23 protein-coding genes are annotated in these 24,924 nt (G+C 62.7%); 15 read left to right on the top strand and 8 right to left on the bottom strand.

Annotated features, from left to right (window positions below):
- Positions 1 to 37: 37 nt before the first annotated feature.
- The 11 genes from RLCC275e_RS30725 to RLCC275e_RS30675 all read left to right on the top strand — a co-directional run bounded on the left by RLCC275e_RS30725 (position 38) and on the right by RLCC275e_RS30675 (position 13,091).
- Positions 38 to 1,519 (top strand): sugar ABC transporter ATP-binding protein, encoded by a 1,482-nt coding sequence (locus RLCC275e_RS30725; RefSeq protein WP_033184038.1) that lies wholly within the window; start codon positions 38 to 40, stop codon positions 1,517 to 1,519.
- On the top strand, positions 1,516 to 2,577 hold the full coding sequence (locus RLCC275e_RS30720) for an ABC transporter permease (RefSeq protein ID WP_130728577.1): 1,062 nt from the start codon (positions 1,516 to 1,518) through the stop codon (positions 2,575 to 2,577). Before RLCC275e_RS30725 ends, RLCC275e_RS30720 begins: the two co-directional genes overlap by 4 nt.
- A gap of 17 nt (positions 2,578 to 2,594) precedes the next feature.
- Positions 2,595 to 3,992 carry an LLM class flavin-dependent oxidoreductase gene (locus RLCC275e_RS30715; protein WP_171891374.1) on the top strand — a complete coding sequence of 466 codons (1,398 nt, stop codon included), beginning with the start codon at positions 2,595 to 2,597 and terminating at the stop codon, positions 3,990 to 3,992.
- 123 nt (positions 3,993 to 4,115) lie between these two features.
- Positions 4,116 to 5,726 (top strand): ABC transporter substrate-binding protein, encoded by a 1,611-nt coding sequence (locus tag RLCC275e_RS30710; RefSeq protein WP_171891373.1) that lies wholly within the window; start codon positions 4,116 to 4,118, stop codon positions 5,724 to 5,726.
- 40 nt (positions 5,727 to 5,766) lie between these two features.
- Positions 5,767 to 6,756, top strand: coding sequence for an ABC transporter permease (locus RLCC275e_RS30705; protein ID WP_033184040.1), 990 nt, complete (start codon positions 5,767 to 5,769; stop codon positions 6,754 to 6,756).
- Complete coding sequence (locus RLCC275e_RS30700) at positions 6,753 to 7,586, top strand: ABC transporter permease (RefSeq protein ID WP_033184041.1); 834 nt, start codon at positions 6,753 to 6,755, stop codon at positions 7,584 to 7,586. Before RLCC275e_RS30705 ends, RLCC275e_RS30700 begins: the two co-directional genes overlap by 4 nt.
- A gap of 5 nt (positions 7,587 to 7,591) precedes the next feature.
- Entirely contained in the window at positions 7,592 to 8,386 is a 795-nt protein-coding gene (locus tag RLCC275e_RS30695) for an ABC transporter ATP-binding protein (protein WP_033184128.1), read from the top strand.
- Positions 8,383 to 9,165, top strand: a complete 783-nt coding sequence (locus RLCC275e_RS30690) for an ABC transporter ATP-binding protein (protein WP_033184042.1) — start codon at positions 8,383 to 8,385, stop codon at positions 9,163 to 9,165. Before RLCC275e_RS30695 ends, RLCC275e_RS30690 begins: the two co-directional genes overlap by 4 nt.
- An 11-nt stretch (positions 9,166 to 9,176) precedes the next feature.
- Positions 9,177 to 10,271, top strand: a complete 1,095-nt coding sequence (locus RLCC275e_RS30685) for a pyridoxal-phosphate-dependent aminotransferase family protein (protein WP_033184043.1) — start codon at positions 9,177 to 9,179, stop codon at positions 10,269 to 10,271.
- A gap of 171 nt (positions 10,272 to 10,442) precedes the next feature.
- Positions 10,443 to 11,306, top strand: coding sequence for a glycerophosphodiester phosphodiesterase (locus tag RLCC275e_RS30680; protein WP_171816988.1), 864 nt, complete (start codon positions 10,443 to 10,445; stop codon positions 11,304 to 11,306).
- Between the two features lie 129 nt (positions 11,307 to 11,435).
- Complete coding sequence (locus tag RLCC275e_RS30675) at positions 11,436 to 13,091, top strand: GGDEF domain-containing protein (RefSeq protein ID WP_033184045.1); 1,656 nt, start codon at positions 11,436 to 11,438, stop codon at positions 13,089 to 13,091.
- Positions 13,092 to 13,140: 49 nt separating this feature from the next.
- Here the strand turns inward: RLCC275e_RS30675 and RLCC275e_RS30670 are convergent, their stop codons facing one another.
- The 7 genes from RLCC275e_RS30670 to RLCC275e_RS30640 all read right to left on the bottom strand — a co-directional run bounded on the left by RLCC275e_RS30670 (position 13,141) and on the right by RLCC275e_RS30640 (position 20,328).
- Positions 13,141 to 13,950 (bottom strand): inositol monophosphatase family protein, encoded by an 810-nt coding sequence (locus RLCC275e_RS30670; protein ID WP_033184046.1) that lies wholly within the window; start codon positions 13,948 to 13,950, stop codon positions 13,141 to 13,143.
- Complete coding sequence (locus RLCC275e_RS30665) at positions 13,950 to 14,954, bottom strand: LacI family DNA-binding transcriptional regulator (protein WP_033184047.1); 1,005 nt, start codon at positions 14,952 to 14,954, stop codon at positions 13,950 to 13,952. Before RLCC275e_RS30665 ends, RLCC275e_RS30670 begins: the two co-directional genes overlap by 1 nt.
- Positions 14,938 to 15,717, bottom strand: a complete 780-nt coding sequence (locus RLCC275e_RS30660; protein ID WP_033184048.1) for a glycerophosphodiester phosphodiesterase — start codon at positions 15,715 to 15,717, stop codon at positions 14,938 to 14,940. Before RLCC275e_RS30660 ends, RLCC275e_RS30665 begins: the two co-directional genes overlap by 17 nt.
- Entirely contained in the window at positions 15,717 to 16,772 is a 1,056-nt protein-coding gene (locus tag RLCC275e_RS30655) for an ABC transporter ATP-binding protein (protein ID WP_033184049.1), read from the bottom strand. The genes RLCC275e_RS30660 and RLCC275e_RS30655 overlap by 1 nt, the downstream gene beginning before the upstream one ends.
- Complete coding sequence (locus RLCC275e_RS30650; RefSeq protein ID WP_026154681.1) at positions 16,772 to 17,614, bottom strand: carbohydrate ABC transporter permease; 843 nt, start codon at positions 17,612 to 17,614, stop codon at positions 16,772 to 16,774. Before RLCC275e_RS30650 ends, RLCC275e_RS30655 begins: the two co-directional genes overlap by 1 nt.
- A gap of 2 nt (positions 17,615 to 17,616) precedes the next feature.
- Positions 17,617 to 18,918, bottom strand: a complete 1,302-nt coding sequence (locus RLCC275e_RS30645) for a carbohydrate ABC transporter permease (protein ID WP_033184050.1) — start codon at positions 18,916 to 18,918, stop codon at positions 17,617 to 17,619.
- Positions 18,919 to 18,981: 63 nt separating this feature from the next.
- Positions 18,982 to 20,328 (bottom strand): extracellular solute-binding protein, encoded by a 1,347-nt coding sequence (locus RLCC275e_RS30640; protein WP_033184051.1) that lies wholly within the window; start codon positions 20,326 to 20,328, stop codon positions 18,982 to 18,984.
- A 247-nt stretch (positions 20,329 to 20,575) separates the two neighbouring features.
- On the opposite strand from RLCC275e_RS30640, the gene RLCC275e_RS30635 reads away from it, so the two are divergent.
- Positions 20,576 to 21,034, top strand: coding sequence for a YbaK/EbsC family protein (locus tag RLCC275e_RS30635; protein ID WP_033184052.1), 459 nt, complete (start codon positions 20,576 to 20,578; stop codon positions 21,032 to 21,034).
- 84 nt (positions 21,035 to 21,118) lie between these two features.
- Positions 21,119 to 22,114 carry a Tim44 domain-containing protein gene (locus RLCC275e_RS30630; RefSeq protein WP_033184053.1) on the top strand — a complete coding sequence of 332 codons (996 nt, stop codon included), beginning with the start codon at positions 21,119 to 21,121 and terminating at the stop codon, positions 22,112 to 22,114.
- 25 nt (positions 22,115 to 22,139) lie between these two features.
- On the opposite strand, the gene RLCC275e_RS30625 is transcribed toward RLCC275e_RS30630, so the two are convergent.
- The gene (locus tag RLCC275e_RS30625; protein WP_033184129.1) at positions 22,140 to 23,171 is read right to left on the bottom strand and encodes a hydroxyacid dehydrogenase; all 1,032 of its coding nucleotides are present in this window, start codon (positions 23,169 to 23,171) and stop codon (positions 22,140 to 22,142) included.
- Between the two features lie 277 nt (positions 23,172 to 23,448).
- Here RLCC275e_RS30625 and RLCC275e_RS30620 point away from each other — a divergent pair, with 277 nt between their 5' ends.
- Together RLCC275e_RS30620 and RLCC275e_RS30615 are read left to right on the top strand one after the other, a co-directional pair.
- Entirely contained in the window at positions 23,449 to 24,048 is a 600-nt protein-coding gene (locus RLCC275e_RS30620; RefSeq protein WP_033184054.1) for a HupE/UreJ family protein, read from the top strand.
- Positions 24,049 to 24,344: 296 nt separating this feature from the next.
- On the top strand, positions 24,345 to 24,923 hold the full coding sequence (locus RLCC275e_RS30615) for a GbsR/MarR family transcriptional regulator (RefSeq protein WP_003552061.1): 579 nt from the start codon (positions 24,345 to 24,347) through the stop codon (positions 24,921 to 24,923).
- Position 24,924 lies beyond the last annotated feature (1 nt).

The following is a 24,924-nucleotide window of genomic DNA, read 5'->3' as shown; positions in this document are numbered from 1 at the left end:
CACACTCCCGCTTCGAATGCACTCCTGGACACTATCGATGCCGCTTCTTCACATTGAAAATATCACCCGCAGTTTCGGGTCGACGCGGGCGCTTGCCGGCGCTGATTTTTCTATGGAACGCGGTGAGATCGTGGCGCTGATGGGCGCAAACGGCGCGGGCAAATCGACCCTGGTCAAGATCCTCTCCGGCGTGCTTCCGGCCGATGGCGGCACGGTCAGCCTCGATGGCCGCCCATTTGCGCCGCGTAGCCCGGCCGAAGCGGCAAGGGCCGGTGTCGTCACAGTGCATCAGTCGACGGATCTCGTCGGCGCGGCCGGTCTGACCGTTGCCGATGCCCTGCTGCTCAACCGGTTTGCCGATCGCAGCACACCCTTCTTCGTCTCGCGCGCTGGCATCCGCCGTGCCGCGCAGTCCATGCTCGATGCCGCCGGCTTCACCCTGCCGCTGGACCGCGATTTTGGTGACCTCGCCAGCGCCGATCGGCAGCTGGTGGCGATCGCCCGCGCGCTTGCCAACCGCGCCGACCTCCTCATCCTCGACGAGCCGACGGCGAGCCTTTCCGGAGAGGAAAGTCGCCGCCTCTTCGATATTCTGCTGAAGCTTCGCGAGCGGGGCCTGGCTATCCTCTATATCTCGCACCGTACCGCCGACCTCGAAGCCATCGCCGACCGCGCGCTCGTTATGCGCGGCGGCCGCGTCATCGGCACCTTCGAGCGGCCGATCGATTTTTCGAGCGCCATCGAGACGATGATCGGCCGTCGACTGGAGGCAGCCCGGCCGGATGCGCGGCCTGCGACCGGACCAGTGATTTTCGAGATGCGCGACATCAGCCTATTGCCGATGGGCGCACCCATCGACCTGTCGTTGCATGAAGGCGAGGTGGTCGCGGTAACAGGCGTGCTCGGCGCCGGTAAAAGCCGGTTGCTCCAGGCGATCTTCGGCGTGACAGCGCTTGCCGGCGGCCAGATGTTCCTCGATGGCCGGCCTTATCGGCCGAAAAGCCCGGCTGAGGCAATTGCGGCGGGTGTCGCCATGGCCGCCGAAGACCGTCACCGTTCCTCACTGATGCCGCCGGCATGGCCCGGCCATTCGCTGTCGGCGACGATCAGCCTGCCGCATCTTGGCAAATGGTATCCGCACGGTTTCCTGGTCGGCGGCCGCGAGCGACGCGAGGCCGAACAGGCGATCACTCGTCTCGGCATCAAGGCCGCAGGCCCGCTCGCCTCGATCTGGTCGCTGTCCGGCGGCAACCAGCAGAAGGCGGTGATCGCCCGCTGGGAGGCGGAACCGAGCCGGCTGCTGTTGCTCGACGAACCGTTCCAGGGTGTCGACGTCGGCGCCCGTCATGACATCATCCGGGCAATCCGCGCCCGCAGAGACCGGGCGACGCTGATTGCGACCTCCGACCCGGAGGAGGCCTATGAGGTGGCCGACCGCATCCTCGTCATCGACCGCCACGTGCTGAGGCCCGCGGCAGATGCTGCTCTTGCCTCCGCTATCCAGGGAATATCCGCATGACGACGATCGACGACGACACTCTTCCACAGCCAAGCGCCCGGCCGAAGGCATCGCCGCAAGCCGATCACGGCCGTCTCGCCGCCCTCGGGGCGTTCCTGCGGGCGGGCGCGGTGTTCATCCTGCTGGCACTGCTCGTCGTCGGCTTCGCCATCGCCCAACCCGCCTTCATCAACATCGCCAATCTGATGAGCATCCTGCAGGCGGTGTCCGTCGTCGCCATTCTCGGCGCCGGCGTCACCGTCACACTGGCTGTCGGCGGTTTCGACCTGTCGATCGGCGCGGTCGCCGCATCGAGCGTGATGGCGGCGAGTTACGCTATGATCGTCTGGCACCTTGATGCTTATGCGACGGTGCCGCTCGTGCTCGCCTTTGGCGCCCTGATCGGCCTCGTCAACGCCTTCCTCATCGTCCGCCTGAAGGTGCCGGATCTGCTCGCCACGCTGGCGATGATGTTTCTGCTTTCCGGCCTGCAGCTGATCCCGACAGCCGGCCGGTCGATCTCTGCGGGCCTCACCCTGCCCGACGGCTCAAAAGCGACCGGCGCCTACGACCCGGCCTTTTTGCTGATCGGCCGCTACAGCATCCTCGGAGCCCTGCCCGTTTCTGTGGTGCTGATGGCGGCGGTCGCCATCGCGCTCTTCATCCTCACTGAACGCACCCGCATCGGTCGGCTGCTGTTTGCAACAGGTGGCAACGAGGTCGCGACCCGGCTTGCCGGCGCCTCGACGGTGCGGCTGAAGACGCTCGCCTATGTCATTTCAGGCACGCTGGCATCGCTCGGCGGCATCGTGATCGCCGCCCGCGTCGGGCGTGGCGACATTTCCTCCGGCGGCTCGCTGCTGATGGATTCGGTCGCTGCCGCGTTGATCGGCTTTGCCGTCTTCAACTTGCGGCGTCCAAACGTGCTCGGCACCATTGCCGGCGCCGTCTTCGTCGGCGTGCTGCTGAACGGCCTCACCATGCTGAACGCCCCTTACTACACCCAGGATTTCGTCAAGGGCGCCGTGCTCGTCGGCGCGTTGGCGCTGACCTACGGCCTCGGCCGCAGCAATCCCTAATTCCAAGGAAAAAAGACATGACCCGCGAAATCAGGCTGAACGCCTTCGACATGAATTGCGTCGGACACCAGTCGCCGGGGCTCTGGCGCCATCCGCGCGACAAGTCCTGGACCTACAAGGATCTCGACTACTGGGTGCATCTGGCAAAGACTCTGGAGCGCGGCAAGTTCGACGGGCTGTTCATCGCCGACGTGCTCGGCGTCTACGATGTGCTGAACGGCAATGTCGATGCCGCACTTCGCCATTCGGCTCAGGTGCCGGTCAACGACCCGCTGCAACTGATCCCAACCATGGCCTACGAGACCGAGCACCTCGGCTTCGGCCTGACGGCGTCGCTCTCCTTCGAGCATCCCTATACCTTCGCCCGCCGCATATCGACGCTCGACCACCTGACCAAAGGCCGTGTCGGCTGGAATATCGTCACCTCCTATCTCAACAGCGGCGCGCTCAATATCGGCCAGCCGGCGCAGACGAAGCATGATGACCGCTACGATCTCGCCGAGGAATATCTCGAGGTCTGCTACAAGCTCTGGGAGGGAAGCTGGGAGGACGGCGCGGTCGTCCGCGACCGGGAAAGCGGCATCTTCACCCATCCAGAAAAAGTCCACCCGATCCGCCATTCCGGCAAGCATTTCAACGTGCCCGGCATTCACTTGAGCGAACCCTCGCCGCAGCGCACGCCGGTGCTCTATCAGGCCGGCGCCTCCAGCCGCGGCAAGGATTTCGCCGGCGCCCATGCCGAATGCATCTTCGTCGCATCTCCGTCAAAGCCCGTGCTGAAGCGCTACGTCGCCAATGTCCGCGAGGCGGCCGAACGTATCGGCCGCAACCCGCGCGAAATCCTCGCCTTCAATCTGCAGACCGTGGTTCTCGGCGAGACCGATGCGGAAGCGCAGCGCAAGTTCAACGAATATCGCAAATACGCCTCCTTCGAAGGCGCGCTGACGCTGATTTCCGGCTGGACCGGCATCGATTTCGGCCAGTTCGGGCCGGACGAAGTGCTGCGGCACTGCCATACCAATGCGGTGCAATCGGCCGTCGAGACCTTCACGACAATCGATCCGACCAAGGAATGGACGGTGCGCGAAATGGCCGACTGGGTCGGCGTCGGCGGTTTCGGCCCTGTTTTCGTCGGCTCGCCGCAAACGGTCGCCGATTTGATGCAGGAATGGATCGAGGACACCGATGTCGACGGCTTCAACCTTGCCTATGCCGTGACGCCCGAGAGTTTCGAGGATGCCGTCGATCTGCTGGTGCCGGAACTGCAGAAGCGCGGCGTCTACAAGACCGACTACGCCAAGGGAACGCTGCGGGAAAAACTTGGGGGAGCGGGGCCGCGGCTCGTCGCGCCGCATCCCGGTGCCGCTTATCGCAATCTCTTCGGCGAGCCGGCACGTGTCGCGGCCAACGGCTGAGCGAATAATGGCTGGGTGACAAAAAAATATCTCGCCCAGTCCAACCATTCGAATCTAACCTCTATGACAATTTGCATTTCGCCCTGAATATGGGCACCCGAATTTCACCGATCAGGAGGGGTCATGACCGTATCATCTATCTCGCGGCGCACGCTGATGAAGGGCACAGCCCTGCTGCTTGCTTCTACGGCGCTCGCCCGGCAGGCGCTTGCGCAAGCTGCTCCCGCCGGCGGCCGGCTGATCGTTGCGGCCGATTCCGAGCCGAAGAACCTCAATCCTGCGATCGTCGCCTCGAACGGCGTCTTCTTCGTCGCAAGCAAGGTGATCGAGCCGCTGGCCGAAGCGTCGTTCGACGGCAAGGACGGGCTTGCGCCGCGCCTTGCCACCTCCTGGGAGGGCTCGGATGACGGCCTCTCCGTCACCTTCAAACTGCGCGATGGCGTCACCTGGCACGACGGCAAGCCGTTTACCTCGGTCGATGTCGCCTTCTCGGCGCTCAACGTCTGGAAGCCGCTGCAGAATCTTGGCCGCCTGGTCTTCGCCAATCTCGAAGCCGTCGATACGCCTGACGATTACACCGCCATCTTCCGCTTCTCCAAGCCGACGCCGTTCCAGCTGATCCGCAACGCCCTGCCTGTTGTCACCAGCGTCGTCGCCAAGCACATTTTCGACGGTACCGATATCACCACCAGCCCGGCCAACAACACGCTGACCGGCACCGGTCCGTTCAAGTTCGCCGAACACAAGCCCGGCGAATATTACCGGCTGACGCGCAACGAGAATTACTGGGACAAGGAGCAGCCGAAACTCGACGAGATCGTCTTCCGCGTGCTGCCCGATCGCGAAGCAGCGGGCTCGGCGCTCGAAGCCGAGGAAATTCAGCTTGCCGCCTTCTCGGCTGTGCCGCTCGCCGATCTCGACCGCATCTCGAAGGTCGCCGGCATCAAGGTGATTTCGAAGGGCTATGAGGCACTGACCTATCAACTCGTCGTCGAAATCAATCACCGCCGCAAGGAGCTGGCCGATCTCAGGGTGCGCCAGGCGATCGCCCAGGCGATCGACAAGAAATTCGTGGTCGACACGATCTTTCTCGGTTACGCCGCCGCCTCCACCGGTCCCGTGCCGAAGAATGCGCCGCAGTTCTACACGCCGGATGTCGCGGCGTATGATTTCAACCCCGCCGCCGCCAACGACATCCTCGACAAGGCAGGATACAAGCAAGGGGCAGACGGCAACCGATTCACGCTGAAGCTTCGCCCCGCGCCCTATTTCAACGAAACCCGCCAGTTCGGCGATTACCTTCGCCAGGCGCTGGCCGTGATCGGCATCAATGCCGAGATCGTCAACGCCGATGCGGCCGCGCACCAGAAAGCTGTTTATACAGATCACGACTTCGATCTCGCCGTCGGCCCGCCGGTCTTCCGCGGTGATCCGGCGATATCCACCACCATTCTCGTCCAGTCCGGGACGCCAGCCAGCGTGCCCTTCTCCAACCAGGGTGGCTACGTCAATCCGGAACTCGACAAGATCATCCTGCAGGCATCCGAAACCATCGACACGGCGGCGCGCACCGATCTCTACCGCAAGTTCCAGCAGTTGGTCGTCGCCGATCTGCCGCTGATCAACGTTGCGGAATGGGGCTTCATCACTGTTGCGCGCGACACCGTGCTCAACGTCTCGAACAACCCGCGCTGGGCTGTCTCGAACTGGGGCGATACCGCGCTGCAATCGTGATAGAATCGGCAGCAATTCTCTTTCGGAGGCCCTGTCCGGCGTGAGACGTGCAATCATCCTCCTGAGGCGCAGGGCGATCAGCAGCATTCCAGTGCTGCTGATCGTGGTGATCTTCACCTTTTTCCTGCTCGAATCCGCCTCGGGCGATGCCGTCGACGCCTATCTCGGTTCGATCGGCGGCGGCGATGCCGCACTTAGGCAGTCGCTGCGTGAAAGCTACGGCCTCGACCAATCGATGTTCGCGCGCCTCTGGCTCTATCTTTCTTCGCTGGCGCGGCTTGATCTCGGCTGGTCGGTCGCCTTCGGCCGGCCGGTCGGTGCACTCATTGCCGAACGCCTGCCCAATACGCTGCTCCTGATGGGCAGCGCGACGGCGCTTTCCTTCGGTCTCGGCTCGGCGTTCGGCATCCTTGCTGGGGCGCGGCCGGGAAGTTTTCGCGACCGATTGCTGTCGATCGGCTCGCTGATCGTCTATGCCATTCCGAGTTTCTGGCTCGGCCTGGTCCTGAGCATCGCTTTCTCGGTGAAGCTGCGCTGGTTTCCGATCGCCGGCATTGAGACGATCGCTTCCGGCAAGACGGGTTTTTCGCGTGCGCTCGACATATCAGATCATCTGGTTCTGCCGGTCGGCGCGCTCGCCCTGATCTATCTCGCCCTGTTCCTGCGGGTGATGCGCAGCGGCATGGCCGAGGCGTGGAGGCTGGATTTCGTGCTCTTCGCCCGTGCCAAGGGGCTGTCGCGCAGCCGGATCGTGCTGCGTCACGTGGCGCGCAATGCGCTGCTACCGCTCGTCACCATGCTCGGGCTGCAATCGGCGGCCATGCTCGGCGGCAGCGTAGTGATCGAGAGCGTCTTTGCGATCCCGGGTTTCGGGCGGCTGGCGCAGGAGGCGGTCAACGGCCGCGACGCGCCGCTGTTAATGGGCATCGTCGTCACCAGCGCCATCCTTGTCATTTCGGTCAATTTCCTCGTCGATCTCGTTTATGCAGCGCTCGATCCGCGCATCGGCGCTTCGGAGGGCGGCGTATGAGCTGGCTGCGGCGCCTGCTTCGCACGCCGGAAGGTGCGGCCGGACTTGCGATCCTTTTCGTCCTGCTTTTGGCCGGGCTGCTCGCTCCCGTCATTTCACCGGGCGATCCGCTGAAAATTGCCGGCCGCGCATTGCTTACGCCATTCGCCGATCCGGCTTTTCCGTTCGGCACCGACCGTCTCGGCCGCGATGTCCTGGCGGGGCTGCTCTACGGCGCGCGAACCTCGCTTGCCGTCGGCCTGGCGGCAGCGTTTTCGGCCATGGTGCTGGGGCTCTGCGTCGGCCTGGCGGCCGGTTTTGCCGGCGGGCTCATTGACGAGGCGCTGATGCGGGTGGTCGACGCTTTCCAGATCGTACCGGCTTTCCTGCTCGCTCTTGCTTTCGTCAGCACCATCGGAGTGTCGACGCCCATCGTCGTCCTTGCCATCGCACTCGGCACCTGGGCCGATCCGGCGCGGCTGACGAGGGCGCAGGTGCTTGCAATCCGCGAGCAGGATTACGTCGCCTCGGCAAGGGTAATCGGCATGCATCCGGCCGAGATCGCCTTCCGGGAGATCCTGCCGAACGCGTTGCCGCCGGTGCTGGCGCTTTCTGCCACCATCGTCGCCGGCGCGATCCTGACCGAGGCGGCGCTGTCCTTCCTTGGCCTCGGCAATCCCAATATCGCCACCTGGGGTTCGATGATCGCCGAGGGCCGCAGCGTGCTGCGTTCGGCATCCTATCTGTCGGTCATACCGGGCGCTGCCCTCGCCGTGACCGTTCTCGGCGTCCATCTCTTCAGCGAGGGTCTCGGCAAGGCGCTTGGCGATGATGACGTGGGGGCGGCATGAGCAGCATGAGCGGCATTTTCTGCAGCCTGCGAAAGCTTTCGGTCACCTATGGGCGCGACAGGAATGGTGCGGCCGCACTCGACGGCGTCGATCTCGATATCGTCGCCGGCGAAAGGCTGGCGATCATCGGCGAAAGCGGCTCCGGCAAGAGTACGCTCGCCCGCGCGCTTGCCGGCCTGCTGCCGGAGGGAGCGAAGGTCGGCGGCGAGATGCTCTGGTCCGGACTTGGTCATCCGCCCCGCCCAGGCCGCGATTTCGGCTTGGTTTTCCAGGATCCAGGCTCTAGCCTCAATCCCGTCCTGACGATCGGCGAGCAGGTTGCCGAAGGCGCAAGGCGCCATCTCGGCCTCAGTTGGAAGCAGGCCTATATCAGGGCTTGGGAATTGCTCGAGCGGGTACGAATACCGCAACCTGACAAGGCAATGCGGGCCTTTCCGCATCAGCTTTCCGGCGGCCAGCGCCAGCGCGTGGCGATTGCCGCGGCCATCGCCGCGAGGCCTGCGCTGCTGATTGCCGACGAGGCGACCAGCGCGCTTGACGTCGTCGTTCAGTCCGAGATCGTCCGCCTGCTCGACGGGCTCGTACGCGAAGACGGCATGACGCTGCTCTTCATCACCCACGACATCGCGCTTGCCTCCGGCTTTGTCGATCGCATCGCCGTTTTCCGCAATGCGAGGCTGGTCGAGGCAGGCCCCGTCCGTTCGGTGCTTTCAGCGTCAAAAAGCGACTATACCGCCGCCCTCATCGCCAGTCATCGCGATCTCGCGACACCGCCGCTGATCGCGGAGGTGCTGCCATGAACGATACGTTGCTCTCCGTCGAAAACCTGTCGAAAGGGTTTTCCTCTTCGATCCGCCGGGTCGCTGCCCTCGACAATGTGTCGCTGACCATCTCGGCCGGAGAAACGCTCGGCCTCGTCGGCGCCTCCGGCAGTGGAAAATCGACGCTGTCGCGCATCCTGCTGCGGCTTCTCGCTTGCGATACCGGGTCGATCCGTTTCGAGGGGGCAGACTGGCTTGCGCTGAACGGCGCATCTTTGCGCCGCAAGCGGGCGCGCATGCAGATGGTGTTTCAAGATCCCCTCGCCGCCTTCAATCCGCTGGCGACCGTTGGTGCCGTGCTCGACGATCCGCTGCGCATCCACGGCATTGCCGGCAAGGACCGCCGCCCCGGCGAGATTGCCACGCTGCTGGAGCGAGTCGGCCTCACCGCCGATCATGCTGCCCGTCCCGTGCGTTCGCTCTCCGGCGGCCAGCGCCAGCGCGTGGCGATCGCGCGGGCGATTGCGACGCGGCCGTCGCTGCTGGTGCTCGACGAGGCGGTGTCCGCCCTCGACGTCACCGTGCGCGGCAGGATCCTGGAGCTTCTGGTCGGTCTGCAGAAAGAACAGGGCATTGCCTGCCTGTTCATTTCGCACGATCTTGCCGTGGTTCGGGCCGTCTCCCACCGCATTGCCGTCATGGATGGTGGGCGGATCGTCGAGACCGGCCCGGCAGCGGCGGTCGTTGCCGCGCCGCAATCGGAGGCTGCCCGTGCGCTCGTTGCCGCCGTCCCCCATCTCGTGACCGATCCCTGCTGAAGGAAGTATCCATGCCCGATCTTGGTTGGAATCCCCTGCATGGCGTGCCCTCTTATCCCGCGGAGCGCTACGCCGTCCTTGCCGACAGGATCGGCGGTATCTTGCGCAGCCGCAACGACATATTGCTCGTGCAGGCAGAAGCGGTGGTGGCGCTGGAGGCGGCGGCGGTCAGCCTTGCGCGCCCCGGCCTGACGGCACTCAACATCATCACCAGCTCCTACGGCGGCTGGTTCGGGCAATGGCTGCGGCGGGGTGGCGCGGCGGTCGCCGATATCGTCGCCGAACCGAGCCTGCCGATCGAGATCGAAGCAGTCGCCGAAGCGCTCCAGACGGGTCCGAAGATCGATGTGCTCGCTCTGGTGCACGCGGAATCCGCAAGCGGCATTCTCAACCCCCTGCCCGAGATCTTGGCGCTTGCCCGGGCTCGCGGCGTCGTCACCATCGTCGACGCGGTCGCCTCGATCGGTGGCCACCGGCTCGATGTCGACGATCTCGGCATCGACATCGCCGTAATCGGTCCGCAGAAGGCGCTCGGCGGGCCGGCCGGCGTGTCCGCGCTATCGGTCAGCCACCGCGCCTGGGAGCTCATTCTCAGAGATGGTGCACCGCGCGATTCGATCTTGTCGTTGGCCGATCTGAAGACCTGGGTCGATAGCGGCCGGCGCGGCCTGCCGGGAACGCCGGCGTCGCTGGAATTCTTCGCGCTGGAAACGGCGCTCGACCGCGTCGAGGCCGAAGGCCTGGAGAATGTCGTCGCCCGCCATGCGCTGGCGGCATCGGCGACACGGGCGGGGCTTTCCGCGCTCGGTGCCCCGGCCTGGGTGCCGACTGCAAAGGCGTCGAACCTGGTGACGGCGGTGCCGGTGCCGGAGGCGCTCGCGCCTGCCGCGCTGATCGCAGCCGCCGGACAGCTCGGGGTCGAGCTGAGCGAAGGCGTCGGAACCGCGCCGGCCCGTCTCCTGCGCCTGAACCATACTGGTCCGCGCGCCGCATTTCAGGCGGTACTCTCGAATGTCGTGGCGTATGGCTCGGCCCTTAGGCAGGCCGGCCATGCCGCGGATATCGCAGCCGCTTCGGAGGTGATGTCGGCGGCCTATAGCCGCTGATAGGATGCTCTCAGAGCCGGGAAGGCATGTCGGCGACCACAAGGCGGCCGCCAGCCCGACTTAAGCCCGGCCTGACGAAAACTTCCCGGCACCCCGATGAAAGCCGTATCCGGCCCTTGATAATCACGGCTCGTCAAGGCAGGAGAGAGAGATCGCGGAGAATTGGTGCAGATGACGAGATTGCTGGATGCGCAGGGCCTGGAGATTTCGCATGAGGGGCATCGCACCCGCCTGAAATGGCATCGGTTGCGCAAGCGGTTTGCCGATCCCTTGTTCTCAGCCGAGGTGATGGCGGAGGGTTTTGCAGCAGGCGCTTCGATGGAGCTCGATCTGCGCGTACGCGGCGACGGCGGTTTCGTTGTGCTGCACGACGAGGATCTCGAAGGCGAGACGACAGGGCATGGGCCGGTTGCCGAAAAGAGCATCGGCGATCTCAGCGATATCAGGATGCAGGAGGGCGACCGGCCGCTGATCTTCAGCGAGGATCTCGCCGCCATGATGCAATCGACGCATGCAACCGCATTGCTGCAATTCGACATGAAGGATGACTTTGAAGCGATCGGTGCCAGGGGCATCGCGCATTTGGCCGCGCATTTCCAGGATATCGCCGCCTCGGTGATCGTCAGCGGCGGCAGCCTCGACCTCATCGTCGCGGTCAAGGAGAAGCTTCCCCATCTCTTGCGCGGCATCGATCCGACGGACAAGCTCTACGACATCAGGAAGGCCAGCGGCTGGAAGGCTGTCGAGGCGGAATTGCGTGCCGACCTGCGCGGCCCGACCGAACCGGACACGATCTATCTCCACTGGCCGCTGATCCTGGATGCCGCCAATGAAAGCCTCGACATGATCGCGCTCTGCCAGGACGAAGGCAAACGCGTCGATGCCTGGACCTTCACCCTGAAGGATCCGGAGGCCGGTTTCAGCGAGGAGGAATGGCGAGGTTTTTCGACGCTGATGGCCCTGAAGCCGGATCAGATCACCACCGACGAGGCACCGGCCACCGAACGCGCCTGGCGCCGCCGCATGGCGGAGTAACCAGCGGTCATTGGAGCATGATGCCGAAAGGTGTGAGAGGCTTCCGAGACCCTGTTTCTAGGTTTGTCGCCTGTTTTTTGCAGTTTCCATCATTTTAAACTTCTGATGCTATCCATAACCAGCAGACAAATGTTGGTGTCCGATATGCAAGTTGTTGATACTAAAGCAATTGCGCAACAAGCAAATTCCAGCTTGCAGGAAGCGTGGCATCTTGGGTGTTCGGGCCGATCGGTTGAGGCACTCACACTGGCCGGCGAAATTCTTGCGGATGCCAAGGCGCGGGGCGACGATCGGCTCGCCGCGCAATGCGACACCGACATTGCTTGGTATTGTTTTCAGATCGGCAAGGCCGAACTTGGACTGACGCATGTCCGCCGAGCGGTAGACTTCTGGAAATTGACCGGGGAGCGCAAACAGGAAGCCTGTGCCCGGGCATATTTCGGATGGCTGCTCTTGGAACTGGGTTTGCCGGAGGAAGCAATCGAAGAAGCTACCCGCGCATTGGATCTGGCCGACAAGGCCGCGGACCCGAAAGCACAAAGCCTAGCCACCAACGTCATAGGAATTATCTTCTGGTGCAACAAACAGCCCGACCGGGCCATCTTGATGAGCGAGAGGTCTGTCGAACTCGCCAGATCGATTGGCAATAAGAACTATGAATGCTGGTGGCTCATCAATCTCGGCGGCGCTCATTCGGAAGGTGGATATATCGCGCGGGCGCTCGGCCAGCCGGAGCAAGAACACCAGATGCTGTTCAGAGCGCTGGAACTGACCGAACAGGCGCTCGACATCGCAATCGAGATCGGCGACAGCTGGGCCGCTCGCCTCTGTCTCGGCAACCAAGCCGAGTTCTACAGCCACCTGGGCGAGCATGAGAAGGCGCTCCAGTGCATGGCCCGCTATCAGCTGTTTCAAGAGAACAGCTATGTCAGGGACAGGCAGCAATATCTCTACACTTTGGGCCAGATCTACAACAATTCCGGAAAATTCACCGAAGCCCTGTCGCCGCTGCTCGAGGCGGTGGAGCTGATCGACGCCGGCGGCAGTTTCGATTCCTATGTCCAGATCTATCTTTACCTGTCGCAGGCCTATGAAGGGCTGGGGCAGTTCGATCCGGCGCTGGAGACACATAAGAAGTACCACCAAGCCTATTTGCGCAATAGCGCCGAGAATACACAGCGACGCGCACGTCTCGCCGAAATCTACTATGAAACCAAACGGTTCAAGGAAGTTGCCGAAACGGAGTCGAAGCGCGCAGAAACGCTGGAGGCCTCCTATCAGAAGCTGCAGGAGCAAACCGATATCCTTGCCAATGCCGTCTATCTGGACGCACTGACCGGGCTCTATAACCGCAAATATCTCGACAGCCGCTTTAAGGAACTGACGTCTGAGAAGCGTCCATATTCCATCGCGATGCTGGATGTCGACCACTTCAAGTCGATCAACGACAACTTCTCTCACATGATCGGCGACCGGGTCCTGAGTGCCATTGGAACCATATTGCGCAGCCAGTTGCGCATTACCGATCAGGCAATTCGGTTTGGCGGCGAGGAATTCGTCGTCCTGTTCGCCGGCGCTCCCCGAGGGGCCGCAGATCTCTGCGAGAGGCTGCGTTCAGCCATTGAACGATGGGATTGGTCTGAGATCTGCAACGGGCTGCACGTGACGATCAGCATAGGTGTCGCCGGTACCCTGTCTGCCAAGTCTCCGAACGAGGTTTTGGCGATCGCCGATCAGAATCTCTATGCGGCGAAAAACAGCGGTCGCAATCGCGTTGTTGCGTAACGCTCGCAGCTTCGCCAATCGGGCGGATCGCGTCTCTGGGACGGTGTATCTATAGCCCCTCGATGTCGAGGATGAACGCGAATTCGCCGGCAAGCCCCGGCGAGTAGGCGATGACGGGTCCGCCCTGCGCAAGCAGCCTGTCGACCGGCGGCATCGCCACCACAGCGCCGGCCTCTTCGGCGATCAGCGCGCCGGCGAGCATATCCCAGGCATTGAGGTGGCGTTCGTAATAGAGATCGGCAGCACCTTCGGCGACACGAACGAGGTCGATCGCCGCCGCGCCCATGCGGCGATAATCCATGCCGCGTTCGTGGAGCCGCCGCGAGAGTGCGAGATGGTCGTCGAAGCTCGTCTTGCGGGAATGGCCGAGGATGACAAGCGCATTGGCCGGATCGACGGTCGCCGCCGCATGGACCGGAATCCCCTCCTTGAAGGCGCCGCCGCCGCGCACGGCGTGAAAGATCTTGTCTCCGGCGGCGTCGTAGACCACGCCGATCTCCACCTTGCCGCCGACGACAAAGGCGATCGAGACACCCCAGTGCCGGAAGCCCCTGATATAGTTGGTCGTGCCGTCGATCGGATCGACGACCCAGGTGCCGCCCTTACCCGATCGTCCGCCGCTTTCTTCGCCCATGAAACTATCATCCGGAAAGCGCGAGAGCAGCCCTTCGTGGATCGCCTGCTCGGCTTTTCTGTCGGCGATGGTGACGAAATCCTGCAATCCCTTGTTCTCGACGGTCAGTGTGCCTGGGTCAGAGTCGCGCCGAAACCGTGCCGTCTCCCGTCCGACCTCGAGGGCAACTGACATGGCGACCTCCGCCCGTGCGCGGATGGTGGCGGCATCGAAGGCGGAATTCATCACGCAGTCCTTCTTTTGATCAGTGTCACCGGCGTGAATTCGACACGCGCCGTCAGGTCCGGCTCAGCCATCCGGCTCATCAGCAGGTCGATCGTCTTTTCGGCCTGAACGTCGCAGGGTTGACGGATGGTGGTGAGATCGTAAGCGGTCCAGCTCGCCTGGGGAATGTCGTCATGACCGATGATGGGCAACGGCGGCGCGTCATCGCGGCCGCGGCCCCGCATGACGCGGTCGATCACGCCGCAGGCCATGTAGTCGTTGGCGCAGAACAGCCCGTCGATGCCGGATGCGGCAAGTTCGGCTGCCGCATCATAGCCGCTCCGGTAGTCGTTGATCCTGATCTGCAGGAACTGGGCCTCGACGCCGAGCTGCTTGCAGCGTGCGATGAAGGCCTCGCTGCGCCGCCGCGCCGTGTAGGATATGGCGGGTGCGGCCATCACGGCGGGTTTTTGCACGCCGCTGTCGATCAGGTGGGTGGCGGCGAGATGGCCGGCCATGCGGTCGTCGGAGATGATGCGGTCGACGAAGGGGATGTCGTTGCCCTTGTTGATCAGCACGATCGGCACGCCTTCGGCCGCGCACTGCTCGCAGATCTCGGTCGGCGGCGCGTCGGAGGTGACGATGACGCCGGAGACGGCGTAATGCAGCAACTGGCCGATGACTGTCGAAATATCCGCCTCAGGCGAGGTCGGCAGCAGGATGGGGCGGAAATTGCGAGAAAGCAGCACTCTTGCGAGATTCTCGATCTGCAGCGTGCGGAACGGATTATCGAGGCCGGCGGCGACGACGCCGACGAGATCGGAGCGTTTGTTAGTCAGGCTTCGAGCAAGATAGTTGACCCGGTAGCCAAGTTCCTTGGCGGCCTGGTAGACCTTCTCGCGCGTCTTCGGCGAGACGCTGGCATCCGGCGTGAAGGCGCGCGACACGGCAGCGCGCGAGACGCCGGCCACACGCGCCACGTCGAAGGAGGTTACCTTGCGCGGTCCCTTATCCCTGTCTGCCAATTGCATTTTCCTTAACCGCAGGCGGCCGCATCAGATCGGGTAGATCCGTGCAGATGCCGAGAACCGGAAGCTTCATGATGTCATCGAGAACGGCCGGCCGCTCCTCGTGCCAGAGCACGATCTCGCGGCCAGCATCGAAAGCGCGGCGCATCAGCGCGTCGGTCACCAGATCCTGCGGACGTTCGCCGGCCCTCTCCCAGCACAGATGCAGGATATCGGCGCCGGCCTCGTCGCCGAGCGCATGCGGATCGTGGTCGACCCGGATCAGCACCGAAAGCGGAAAGTCGCAGGCCGCGTCGCTAAGTTCGCGCACCTGTGCCGTGTCGAAGGAGCCGAGACAGGCGAAACGTTGGTTCATTTCGACAAGGTGCCGCCAGCAGCGCATGCCGGTCCCAGGCGCCTTCAGCTCTACGTAAAGGCCGGTCCCGGTCTCGCGGCCGAGTGCGGCGACCTCTGAAAAACTCGGCACGTCGACGCCCTCGAGTGCGCCAAGCTCCGCCGCCGTCATTTCGGAAATGCGGCGGTCGATGCCGAAGACACGATCGAGATGGTCGTCATGCGAGACGACGACCACGCCGTCCTTGGTCAGTTGCGTGTCGAGCTCCCACATTTCCGCGCCGAGTTCGGCGGCACGGCGGAAAGCGGCGATCGTATTCTCGCGTTCATGGCCACTGGCGCCGCGATGGCCGATGCAGAAGGGAAGCCGGCCCTTGGCCGCTGGCCAACCGTAACGCTGGAAGAATACCGAGAAATCGCGGGTCATCAGAGCCTCCTGCCATTTTCGTCGAAAACGAATATGCCGCGGCTGTCGATCGCCCAGCGGACGTCGTCGCCGACATGAACATCGCTACGGACCGGCTGGATCGAACGCAACAGCGGTCCGCCGGCAAGAGCCACGTCGTAGAGGTTCTCGCGGCCCTGCGTTTCGGCGAAGGTGACCTTGCCCGGCACGGCGATGTCGCCTGCCGGCGTGAAATGCTCGGGCCGGACGCCGAGCATCAGCTTGGTACCTTCGGCGGCACCGACGGTATCGGGCAGCGGCACGCGGATCTCGCTTTGCGGGATTGTGAATGCGCCCTTGTCCACCACGCCGCGCAGGAAGGTGATCGGCGGATTGCCGAGAAAGCCGGCGACGAAGGCGGTCTTCGGATCATTGTACATCTCGGCCGGCGTGGCGATCTGGACGATCTCGCCTTCCTTCATGATGGCGATGCGGTCGCACATGCTCATCGCCTCGACCTGGTCGTGGGTGACGAGAATGGCGGTGATGCCGGTTTCGCGTTGCAGGCGGCGGATTTCCGATCGCATTTCGAGGCGCAGCTTGGCGTCGAGATTGGCGAGCGGTTCATCGAGCAGCAGCACATCCGGCTTGCGGATCAGCGCGCGCGCCAAGGCGACGCGCTGCTGCTGGCCGCCGGAAAGCTCGGCCGGCCTGCGGCCCATCAGGTTGCCGATCTGCACGAGGGCGGCGATAAGGTCGACCTCCTTGCGGATCTCGGCAGCCGGCATGCCCTTCACCTTCAGCGGAAAACCGATGTTCTCGGTAACCGTCATGTGCGGATAGAGCGCATAGGACTGGAAAACGACGCCGACATTGCGAGCCTGGCTCGGCAGGTCGGTGACGTCGCGGTCGCCGAAGAGGATGCGTCCGCCGCTTGGCCGATGGATACCGCAGACGGAAAACAGCGTCGTCGATTTGCCGCAGCCGGAAGGGCCGAGCAGCGCCAGCATCTCGCCGTTGCGGACTTCGAGGGTCATGTTCTCGATGACCTTGGTGGAGCCGAAGCTCTTCGAGAAATTGTCGAGGAGGATGCGCATCAGCCTTTGCTCCCGCCGCCATAGATGTTCATGAGGTATTTGTTGAAGAGCGCGTAAACGATCAGCACCGGAACGAGGTAGAAGACGCCGACTGCTTTGAACATGTTGAAATCATAGTTATTATCGTCGGCGAGGAAGGCCGCGAGATAGACCGAAAGCACCTGCACCTGATTACCAGGCGCCAGCACCTGCGGCAGAATGAACTCGCCCCAGCCGGAGAGGAAAGAGAAGAGGCCAAGCGCCATGATGCCGGGCTTGACCTGCGGCAGCACGAGGCTGCGCCAGACCCGGAAGCGCGAGGCGCCGTCGACGACGCCGGCCATTTCGATTTCCCACGGCACGGTGTCGTAGAAGCCCTTCATCAGCCAGATGCCGAGCGGCAGGTCAATCGCCGCCTTCACCAGGATGACGCCGATCAGCGAATTGTAGAGGCCGATCATCTGCAACACGATGAAGATGGCGATGATCAGCGTCACCGACGGGAAGGCATGCAGCACCATGACGCCGGCAAGGAAGAAGCCGCGCGCCGGCACGTTCAGCCGTGACAGCACATAGCCCGCCATCGACGAGACGATGAGCACGAGGCTGGTGGTGCAGGCGGCAAAGAGCAGCGTATTCACAGTCACCTGCCAGATGTTCGCCTTGCCTTCCGTGGTCTGCCACAGGAAGCGCCAGTGGTCGAGCGTCAAGCCGGAGGGCAGCAACGCATCTGCCTGCTTCACGGTTACGGTGTCGAGGAAGAGATAGACATACATCAGCAGCAGCGGCAGGCTGACGATGGTCAGCGCCGTTATGACAGGCCAGCTGCGGTAATTTGCCGAGGGCTGCGATCGTTCGGCCATGGTCAATCCTCGATCAAGGGCTTGGCGACAAGCGTGCCGTAGTTGAAAACGCGCAGATAGAGGAGCGACAGCGTCACGCCGATGACGACGAGCACCAAAGCCATGGCGGCACCCAAGCCGTATTCGAGGTTGCCGGCGTAGTTCCTCAGCGCAGTGTGATAGGCGGACAGCGCCCAGACCTCGGTCGCATTGCCCGGTCCGCCATTGGTGGCAAGCAGGATTTCATTGAAGGAGGCAAGCAGCGACAGCGTCTGGTAGCAGGTGACGAAGAGGATCGGCCAGCGCATCTGCGGCAGGATGATGTAGCGGATCTGCTGCCAGCGCGAGGCGCCGTCGACCTCGCTCGCATAGAACTGGCTCTTCGGAATGGCCTTCATCGCCGAGGAGAAGACCAGCATGCCCATCGAGGCGCCGATGAAGCCGTTGATCAACACAACGAAGAACCAGGCGTTGTAAGCGTTGTCGAGAAGGTAGTTCTTTGGCGGATAGCCGAATTTGCCCATCAGGATCGAAATGAACCCGGTGTCCCAGGCAAGCCACTTCCATAGCATGACATAGATGACGACGGGGGTGATGCGCGGCAGGAGCCAGATGCCGCGGAAGATCGAGGCCGGCGTCGGCGGCATGTAATGCGTCCAGATCGCCAGCAGCAGCGCATAGCCGACATTGAACAGCATCAGCACCAGCGCGACGTAGAGCACGGTATTCAAGAGCACGCGCGCCATGTCGGGTGAGGTGGTCATGCGCGAGAAATTGTCGGTCGTCCAGACCCAGCCGGTATAAGTGACCTTGGCGACCGTTTCCTTCTGCTCGGGTGTGAGTTTGAAACCCAGACTGTCCAGCGCCGAAAAGAGCTGCTCCTTGCTGTCGAAGCGGGTGTTGAGAACAGAGCGGTTGAACTGTTCGGAAATCTGTTTGACGTCGCGCGTCGAAGGCCGGTCGGCGAGCTCCTTGAGCATGCGCTCGACGTCGCGGCGTGCCGTGAACACCTCACCTGCATGTTTGGCGCGCAATTCCCCAGCAATCCCCGGCGCAAGCCCGAGTCCTTCGACGGCCTTGAGGCCCGCCTCGTCGATCGTGTAACGCGGTTCGGCCATCTCGGCGGCAATGTCCGGTATTGCCGATTTTAGCGCAATCAGCGAGTTGGGTGCGATCTGATAGACGCCGCCGGAAATACCGGTCGCCGTCGTCATGCTGGTCATCGAAAAGACCGCCGTCAGAACGACCGGCATCAGGAAGAAAAGAACGATCATGATCGCCGCAGGCGCGATCATCACCAGTCCGAGCGTTCTGGACGATTTCATGGAAGCCCCCTCGTCGCGGACCGACCGGGCAGCGCTGTCGCCGCCCGGAAGAGTGCTTCGATCTTAGCGGATGACGATCTTGTCGCCGAGCGTGCTCTTCAGCTCGCTCTCTGCATCACTGACCGCGGCGTCTACGGTCTTGGCGCCGGTCCAGGATGCTTCAAGGTTCTTCCACATGATGTTCCAATATTTGCCGAAATCGGAATTGTTCGGCATCGCATTGGCATGCGGCAGCAGGCGCTCGGTAGCTTCGCGGGTCCAGCGGTCGGCCGAATAGAATTCGACGGTGGATTCCGACTTGGAGATGCCGAGATGGGCCGATTTGACTGCATGCAGCGCGTTGATGCGTGGCTCGGAGGCGATCTTGACCAACTGGGCGGCGATCTCGGTGTCTTCCTGGTCGTGACCTGCGGTTAGCAGGTAGACGAGCGGATGGGTCAGCGTGTTGGCCTTGCCGCCTTCGCCGGCGGGGATCAGCGTGAAGATCACGTTGCCGAAGAAGTCCTTCAGGCCTTCCTGGTTGACGAGGCGAGCATAGTGCCAGGTGCCGCCGTCCCAGATGCCGGCCTTGCCGGTGGCGACTTCCTTCCACCACTGGTCGCCCGGCATGCCGATGTGGTTCTTCTTGGTAACACCGCTCTTCACGGCATCGGCGAAGAACTGATAGGTGCGGGTCATCGCGGCCTTGTCGAAAACGAGCTTGCCGCCTTCTTCCATCGTGCCGCCGAAGCTGGTGTAGAACTGCCAGTAATCAGGGCCGTTGCTGGTGCGCGGATAGAAACCATAGCCGGGCTGGACGAGGCCCTTGTCCTGCATCTTCTTGGCGTCTTCGAGCAGGTTCTTCATGGTGTACTTGCCGTCCTGGACGCTCTGCGGCAGCGCATCCAGATCGGCATCGCTGTAACCGATCGCCTTCATGTAAGGCTTCCAGAAGAACATCGGACGGGATTCGGCGTCCTGCGGGATACCGTAGACGGTGCCGTTATAGGACGCGATCTGCAACAGGTTTTCATAGATGTCACTGAGCGGCCAAGAGTCGAGATCGACATAATCCTCGATCGGAACGATCAGCCCGGCCTGCGACCAGGGTGCTATGTCTTCATGGCCGCTGACGACGATATTCGGAGCGGTCTTGGCTTCAGCGGCAAGGGTCAGCGCCTGCTTGAAGTCCTCCCAGGCCGAATAAGGCTTCTTTTCGACGGTGATCTTCAGGTCTTCGCCCTTGAGTGCGGCTTCACGCTGCAGCTGCTGGGCTGCGATCTCGATGGCGTCGAGGCGATAGACGTCGTTCGGGCCGGTGCCGCCGGCCCAGACGCTGATGTGAACGTCCTTGGCGAGCGCAATTGCAGAGGTCGACGCCAGGATGGCGGCTGCGACGGCAAGGGATTTCAGTGTCGGCAAAATAGTCATCTTCTTCGTCTCCCTAGAAGAGCAGTGTGAGGCCTCTTGACGGGTCAGCACTGCTGATGATGACCGCTCCGAAACCCCACGAAAACGTGGCGTATCCCGCTCTAGGGGTTGAACGTAACGGCCGAATGACAAAATTGAGCACGTGTGCAAAATTATTATGACGATGTCCGCGCGACTTGCAAGCGGCGGTTTTCGGCAGGCGTCTTTTACGCTTCAAATTGCGTATTTCCTGGGCTAGCATTGCGTCATGAGCCTTGAATCTGTCCGCGCCTTCCTCAGCGTCCACGCACCCGATATCGAAATCATCGAAACCGCCGAGAGCTCCTCGACGGTTGCGCTTGCCGCCGAAGCCCATGGCGTCGAGCCGGCCCAGATCGCCAAGACGATTTGCCTTCGCGTCGGCGAGCAGATGATGCTGGTCGTAGCCGGAGGCACGGCGCGGCTCGACAATCGTAAGTTCAAGGACACGTTTGGAGCCAAGGCGCGCATGCTCGATGCCGAAGAGGTTGCGGCCGTCACCGGCCATCCGGTCGGCGGCGTCTGCCCCTTCGGCCTGCCTTCACCGCTGCCCATCTATTGCGATATCTCATTGAAACGCTTCGATGAAGTTGTACCGGCGGCCGGCTCGACGAACTCGGCCGTGCGCATCGAAACCGGACGTCTGGCGGAGCTGACCGGCGCCAGTTGGGTCGACGTTTGCCAGTAACGCAGCTGAAGAGCTTCACACGCGGGAAAGACTACCTATATTAGGTCTCAACATGCCGTCACTGTGCATGACAGGAGATCAGGAATGCCGAGTGCTGTTTCGCGTTTTGCCAAGATCGCGGCCATTGCCGCTCTGACGAGCGCTACCGTTTTTGCTTCCCTTGACGATGCAGAAGCGCGCCGCGCCGGCAGCGGCGGTTTCGGAAGCCGCGGCACGCGCACTTTCCAGGCCCCGCCGGTCACCAGCACCGCACCTGGGGCCACAGCACCGATCGAACGGTCGATGACGCCGCGTTCGCAGACCACGGCACCCGCTACCGCGCAGCAGCCTCTCGGCGCCCAGCGCCCTGGCTTATTTGGCGGTTTCGGCCGTTCTATGATCGGCGGCCTGATTGCCGGCGGCCTTCTCGGCATGCTGCTCGGTCACGGTTTCGGCGGCGGCTTCGGCTTGCTCGGCATGTTGCTGCAGATCGCGCTGATCGGCGGCGCCGTCATGCTCGCCATGCGTTATTTCGCCAACCGCCGCCAGCCCTCCTACGGCGTCGGCGGCCAGAGCCAGTCCTATAACATGTCGCCCACGAATAAGTCGTCCTTCCAGATCCCAACGATCGGTTCGGGCGCCGGTTCCGGCCAGCCGTCTCGCAGCAATCGGCCGAGTGACGAGATCGGGCTAGCGCAGGCCGATCTCGATCAGTTCGAGGAACTGCTGACCCAAGTGCAGACCGCTTACGGCGCTGAGGATTACGGCACGCTGCGCCGGCTGACGACGCCGGAGGCGATGTCCTATCTTGCCGAGGAACTCGGCGAAAACGCTACCAACGGCGTGCGCAACCGCGTCTCCGACGTCAAGCTGCTGCAAGGCGATATCGCCGAAGCCTGGCGCGAAGACGGCCAGGAATTTGCGACGCTCGCCATGCGTTATTCCTCGGTTGACGCCATGGTCGAACGCGACAGCGGCCGTGTCGTTTCCGGCGACGACCGCCGTCCGAGTCTAAGCACCGAGGTTTGGACCTTCGTGCGTAAGTCCGGCGCCGACTGGAAGCTTGCGGCGATCCAGGGTGCGGAGGAGCGCGCCGCCTGAGGCGGCGCGTCACAGGAATTCTGTTCTAATTCACCGCCACCGGTTTGGAACGCATGCGGGAGACCGTCTCGCGTTCGGCCCGCTTGCAGCGCATCGGCGGCAGGCCGCGATCCATCAGGTCCATGTCTTCGAGCACCATGTCGCCCATCTTCTTGAAGGCGCTGTCGAGGGCGCCAGCCCTATGCGCCGAGCGGATGAAACCTTTCAGGCTCCGCACCGGATGATCGGGCGGCAGCGGCTCTTCAGGGTAGACGTCGCTCGCCGCGACGATATGGCCCGACGAGACGGCGGCCATCAGCGCATCGAAATTGACGACATCGGCGCGGCTGAGAAGGATGAAGGCCGCGCCTTTGCGCATGCTGGCAAAGGCCTCCGTGCTGAGAAATCCCTTGTTTTCGCTGGTGACGGCGGCGACGACGAAGACGAAATCGCTCTTCGTCAGGACATCGTCCAGGCTTGCCGGCTCGACGCCGTTTTCCTCGAGGATAGAGCGCGGCAGCCAGGGATCGAATACTCTGATGCGCGCCCTGAAGCCGGACAGGAGACGGCGCAGCGCCTTGCCAAGATCGCCGAAGCCGACGATGCCGATCTCGGAACCGGCGAGCAGCCGCGCACTCGAATTGCCCTCGCCGCCCCAGAGTTCGGTGCCCTGGCGGAAGGCGACGTCCGCATCGACGATATCGCGCGCCAAGGCCAGTGCGAAGCCGAGACCGATTTCGGCGACCGGCTCGGCAAAGACCTGGCCTGTCGTGACGACATGGATGCCGCGCTGGAAGAGCACGTCATAGGGCATGTTGTTGAGAAGATTGCTTTCGACATTGAGGATCGAGCGCAAGGCCGGCATACGTCCCAGCGTGTCCGTCGAAAGCGGCGGCTGGCCGATGATGTAGCGTGCCCTGCCCAGGATCTCGTCGCCGAGCCCGGCGATATTCTCGGGATCGGCCTCGACGATCTCGTATTTCGCACGCAGTTCAGCGCGCGCCTTGTCGCTGAAGATCAAATCGAGCGTGCGCGGTTCGGGCGCGCTGATCGCCAGCGGCCGTTCGGTATTCGTCATGGCGTCTCCTCCATCACGGCGGGTTGCGCCGTCTCTGCCGAACGATTGATAGCCCCTGTCGGAAACCGTTTCCAGCTCGATCTTGAGGTGCGGCGCGCTGAGGGACGCTATCGAAAGCGGCATCTGCCTATCAGATAAGCAGTTGAATTGGCTTGGTATTTCGTGGACTTTTCGTTGACGGCGTGAACTCTTTGAATTAGCGTGATTTGCGCGACTTGGAACCATGCCGGTGTTCGGCCGCCGCAGGATATTCGAAAACTCACGAGGGAAATGAGCAATGAAATCAGCAATCAAGAGCGGCCTGCTTGCCTTGGCTGCCGCAGCGCTTCCAACCGTCGCCTCCGCCCATCCCGCGATCGGCGAAGCTGCCGGCTTCAGCCATGGCTTTGCCCATCCGATGTCTGGCCTCGATCATGTCCTCGCCATGGTGATGGTCGGTGTTTTCGCATTTCAGCTCGGTGGCCGCGCCACCTGGCTCGTGCCGACGACCTTCGTTCTGGTGATGGCACTCGGTGGTGCTCTCGGCGTTGCCGGCATCAACGTTCCCTTCGTTGAAATTGGCATCGCGCTTTCCGTCGTCGTCCTCGGCGCCGTTGTTGCGCTCAACGTAAAGGCGCCGCTCGCCGCAGCACTCGGCATCGTCGGCCTCTTCGCCATCTTCCACGGTCACGCACATGGCTCCGAAATGCCGGAAAATTTCGCCGGTGCCGCTTATGCCGCGGGCTTCATGGCCGCGACGGCGCTGCTGCATGTCGCCGGTCTCGCCCTTGGTTACGTCATTGGCCGCGCCGGTGAACGCCAGGGCGTCTTCGTGACGCGCACGGCAGGTGGTATTGCCGCCATTGCTGGCGTCGGCATCCTGACCGGCTTGATCTAAGCCGGTCCGCATTCCTGAAACATGGACCGCAGCGATTGCAGGCCCTAACATCTCAATCCGACAGAACGCCCGGCATGCGTAACGCATTGCCGGGCGTTTCTGCGTCATCGCTACAAAGTGCTGTGGACTTGACCCAAGTCAAATCCAGCCACGTTGCGTCCGGCTATATCTAGCCCACGATCAACGAACGGACATCCAAATTGACGCAGGGCTGCCTTGCCGATTGCCGGCGAGACGCGAAAGTCGATATAGTGATTTCAGAAATTTCTGAAATCACAGACGCAACGGAAACGACCATGAACCTTCCGCCTCTCGTCCAGTCCTTCGTTCTCCATTTCGGCGAAATGGGATCGCGCTGGGGAATCAACCGCACCGTCGGCCAGATCTATGCCCTGCTCTTCGTTTCGCCCGCACCCGTCTGCGCGGAGGAGATCGCCGAGTCGCTCGGGATCTCGCGCTCCAATGTTTCGATGAGCCTGCGCGAACTGCAGGCCTGGAACCTTGTCATCCTGAAACACAAGCCGGACGACCGCCGCGATTTCTTCACCACGCCTGATGATGTCTGGCAGATATTGAGGACGCTTGCCGAGGAGCGAAAGAAGCGTGAAGTCGATCCGACGCTGTCGGTTCTGCGTGAGATCCTGATGCAGCGGCCGGCCAGCGACGCCGAGCGGCATGCGCAGCAACGGATGAGCGAGATGCACACGCTGATCGAGCAACTGACGCATTGGTATGAAGATGTAAAACAACTTGAAACAGAAAGGCTCGCAACGCTACTCTCGCTTGGCGCGAAAGTGACCAAGCTTCTGGAGGCCAAGGACCGAGTCGTTTCGCTCGGCCGTAGCCGCCGGCCATATTCTGCGAACAAGAGTTAGC

The organism is Rhizobium brockwellii (genome assembly GCF_000769405.2).
GTDB lineage: Bacteria > Pseudomonadota > Alphaproteobacteria > Rhizobiales > Rhizobiaceae > Rhizobium > Rhizobium brockwellii.
The sequence above is the reverse complement of the archived record's forward strand: the minus strand, read 5'-3'. Positions and strand labels throughout refer to the sequence as shown.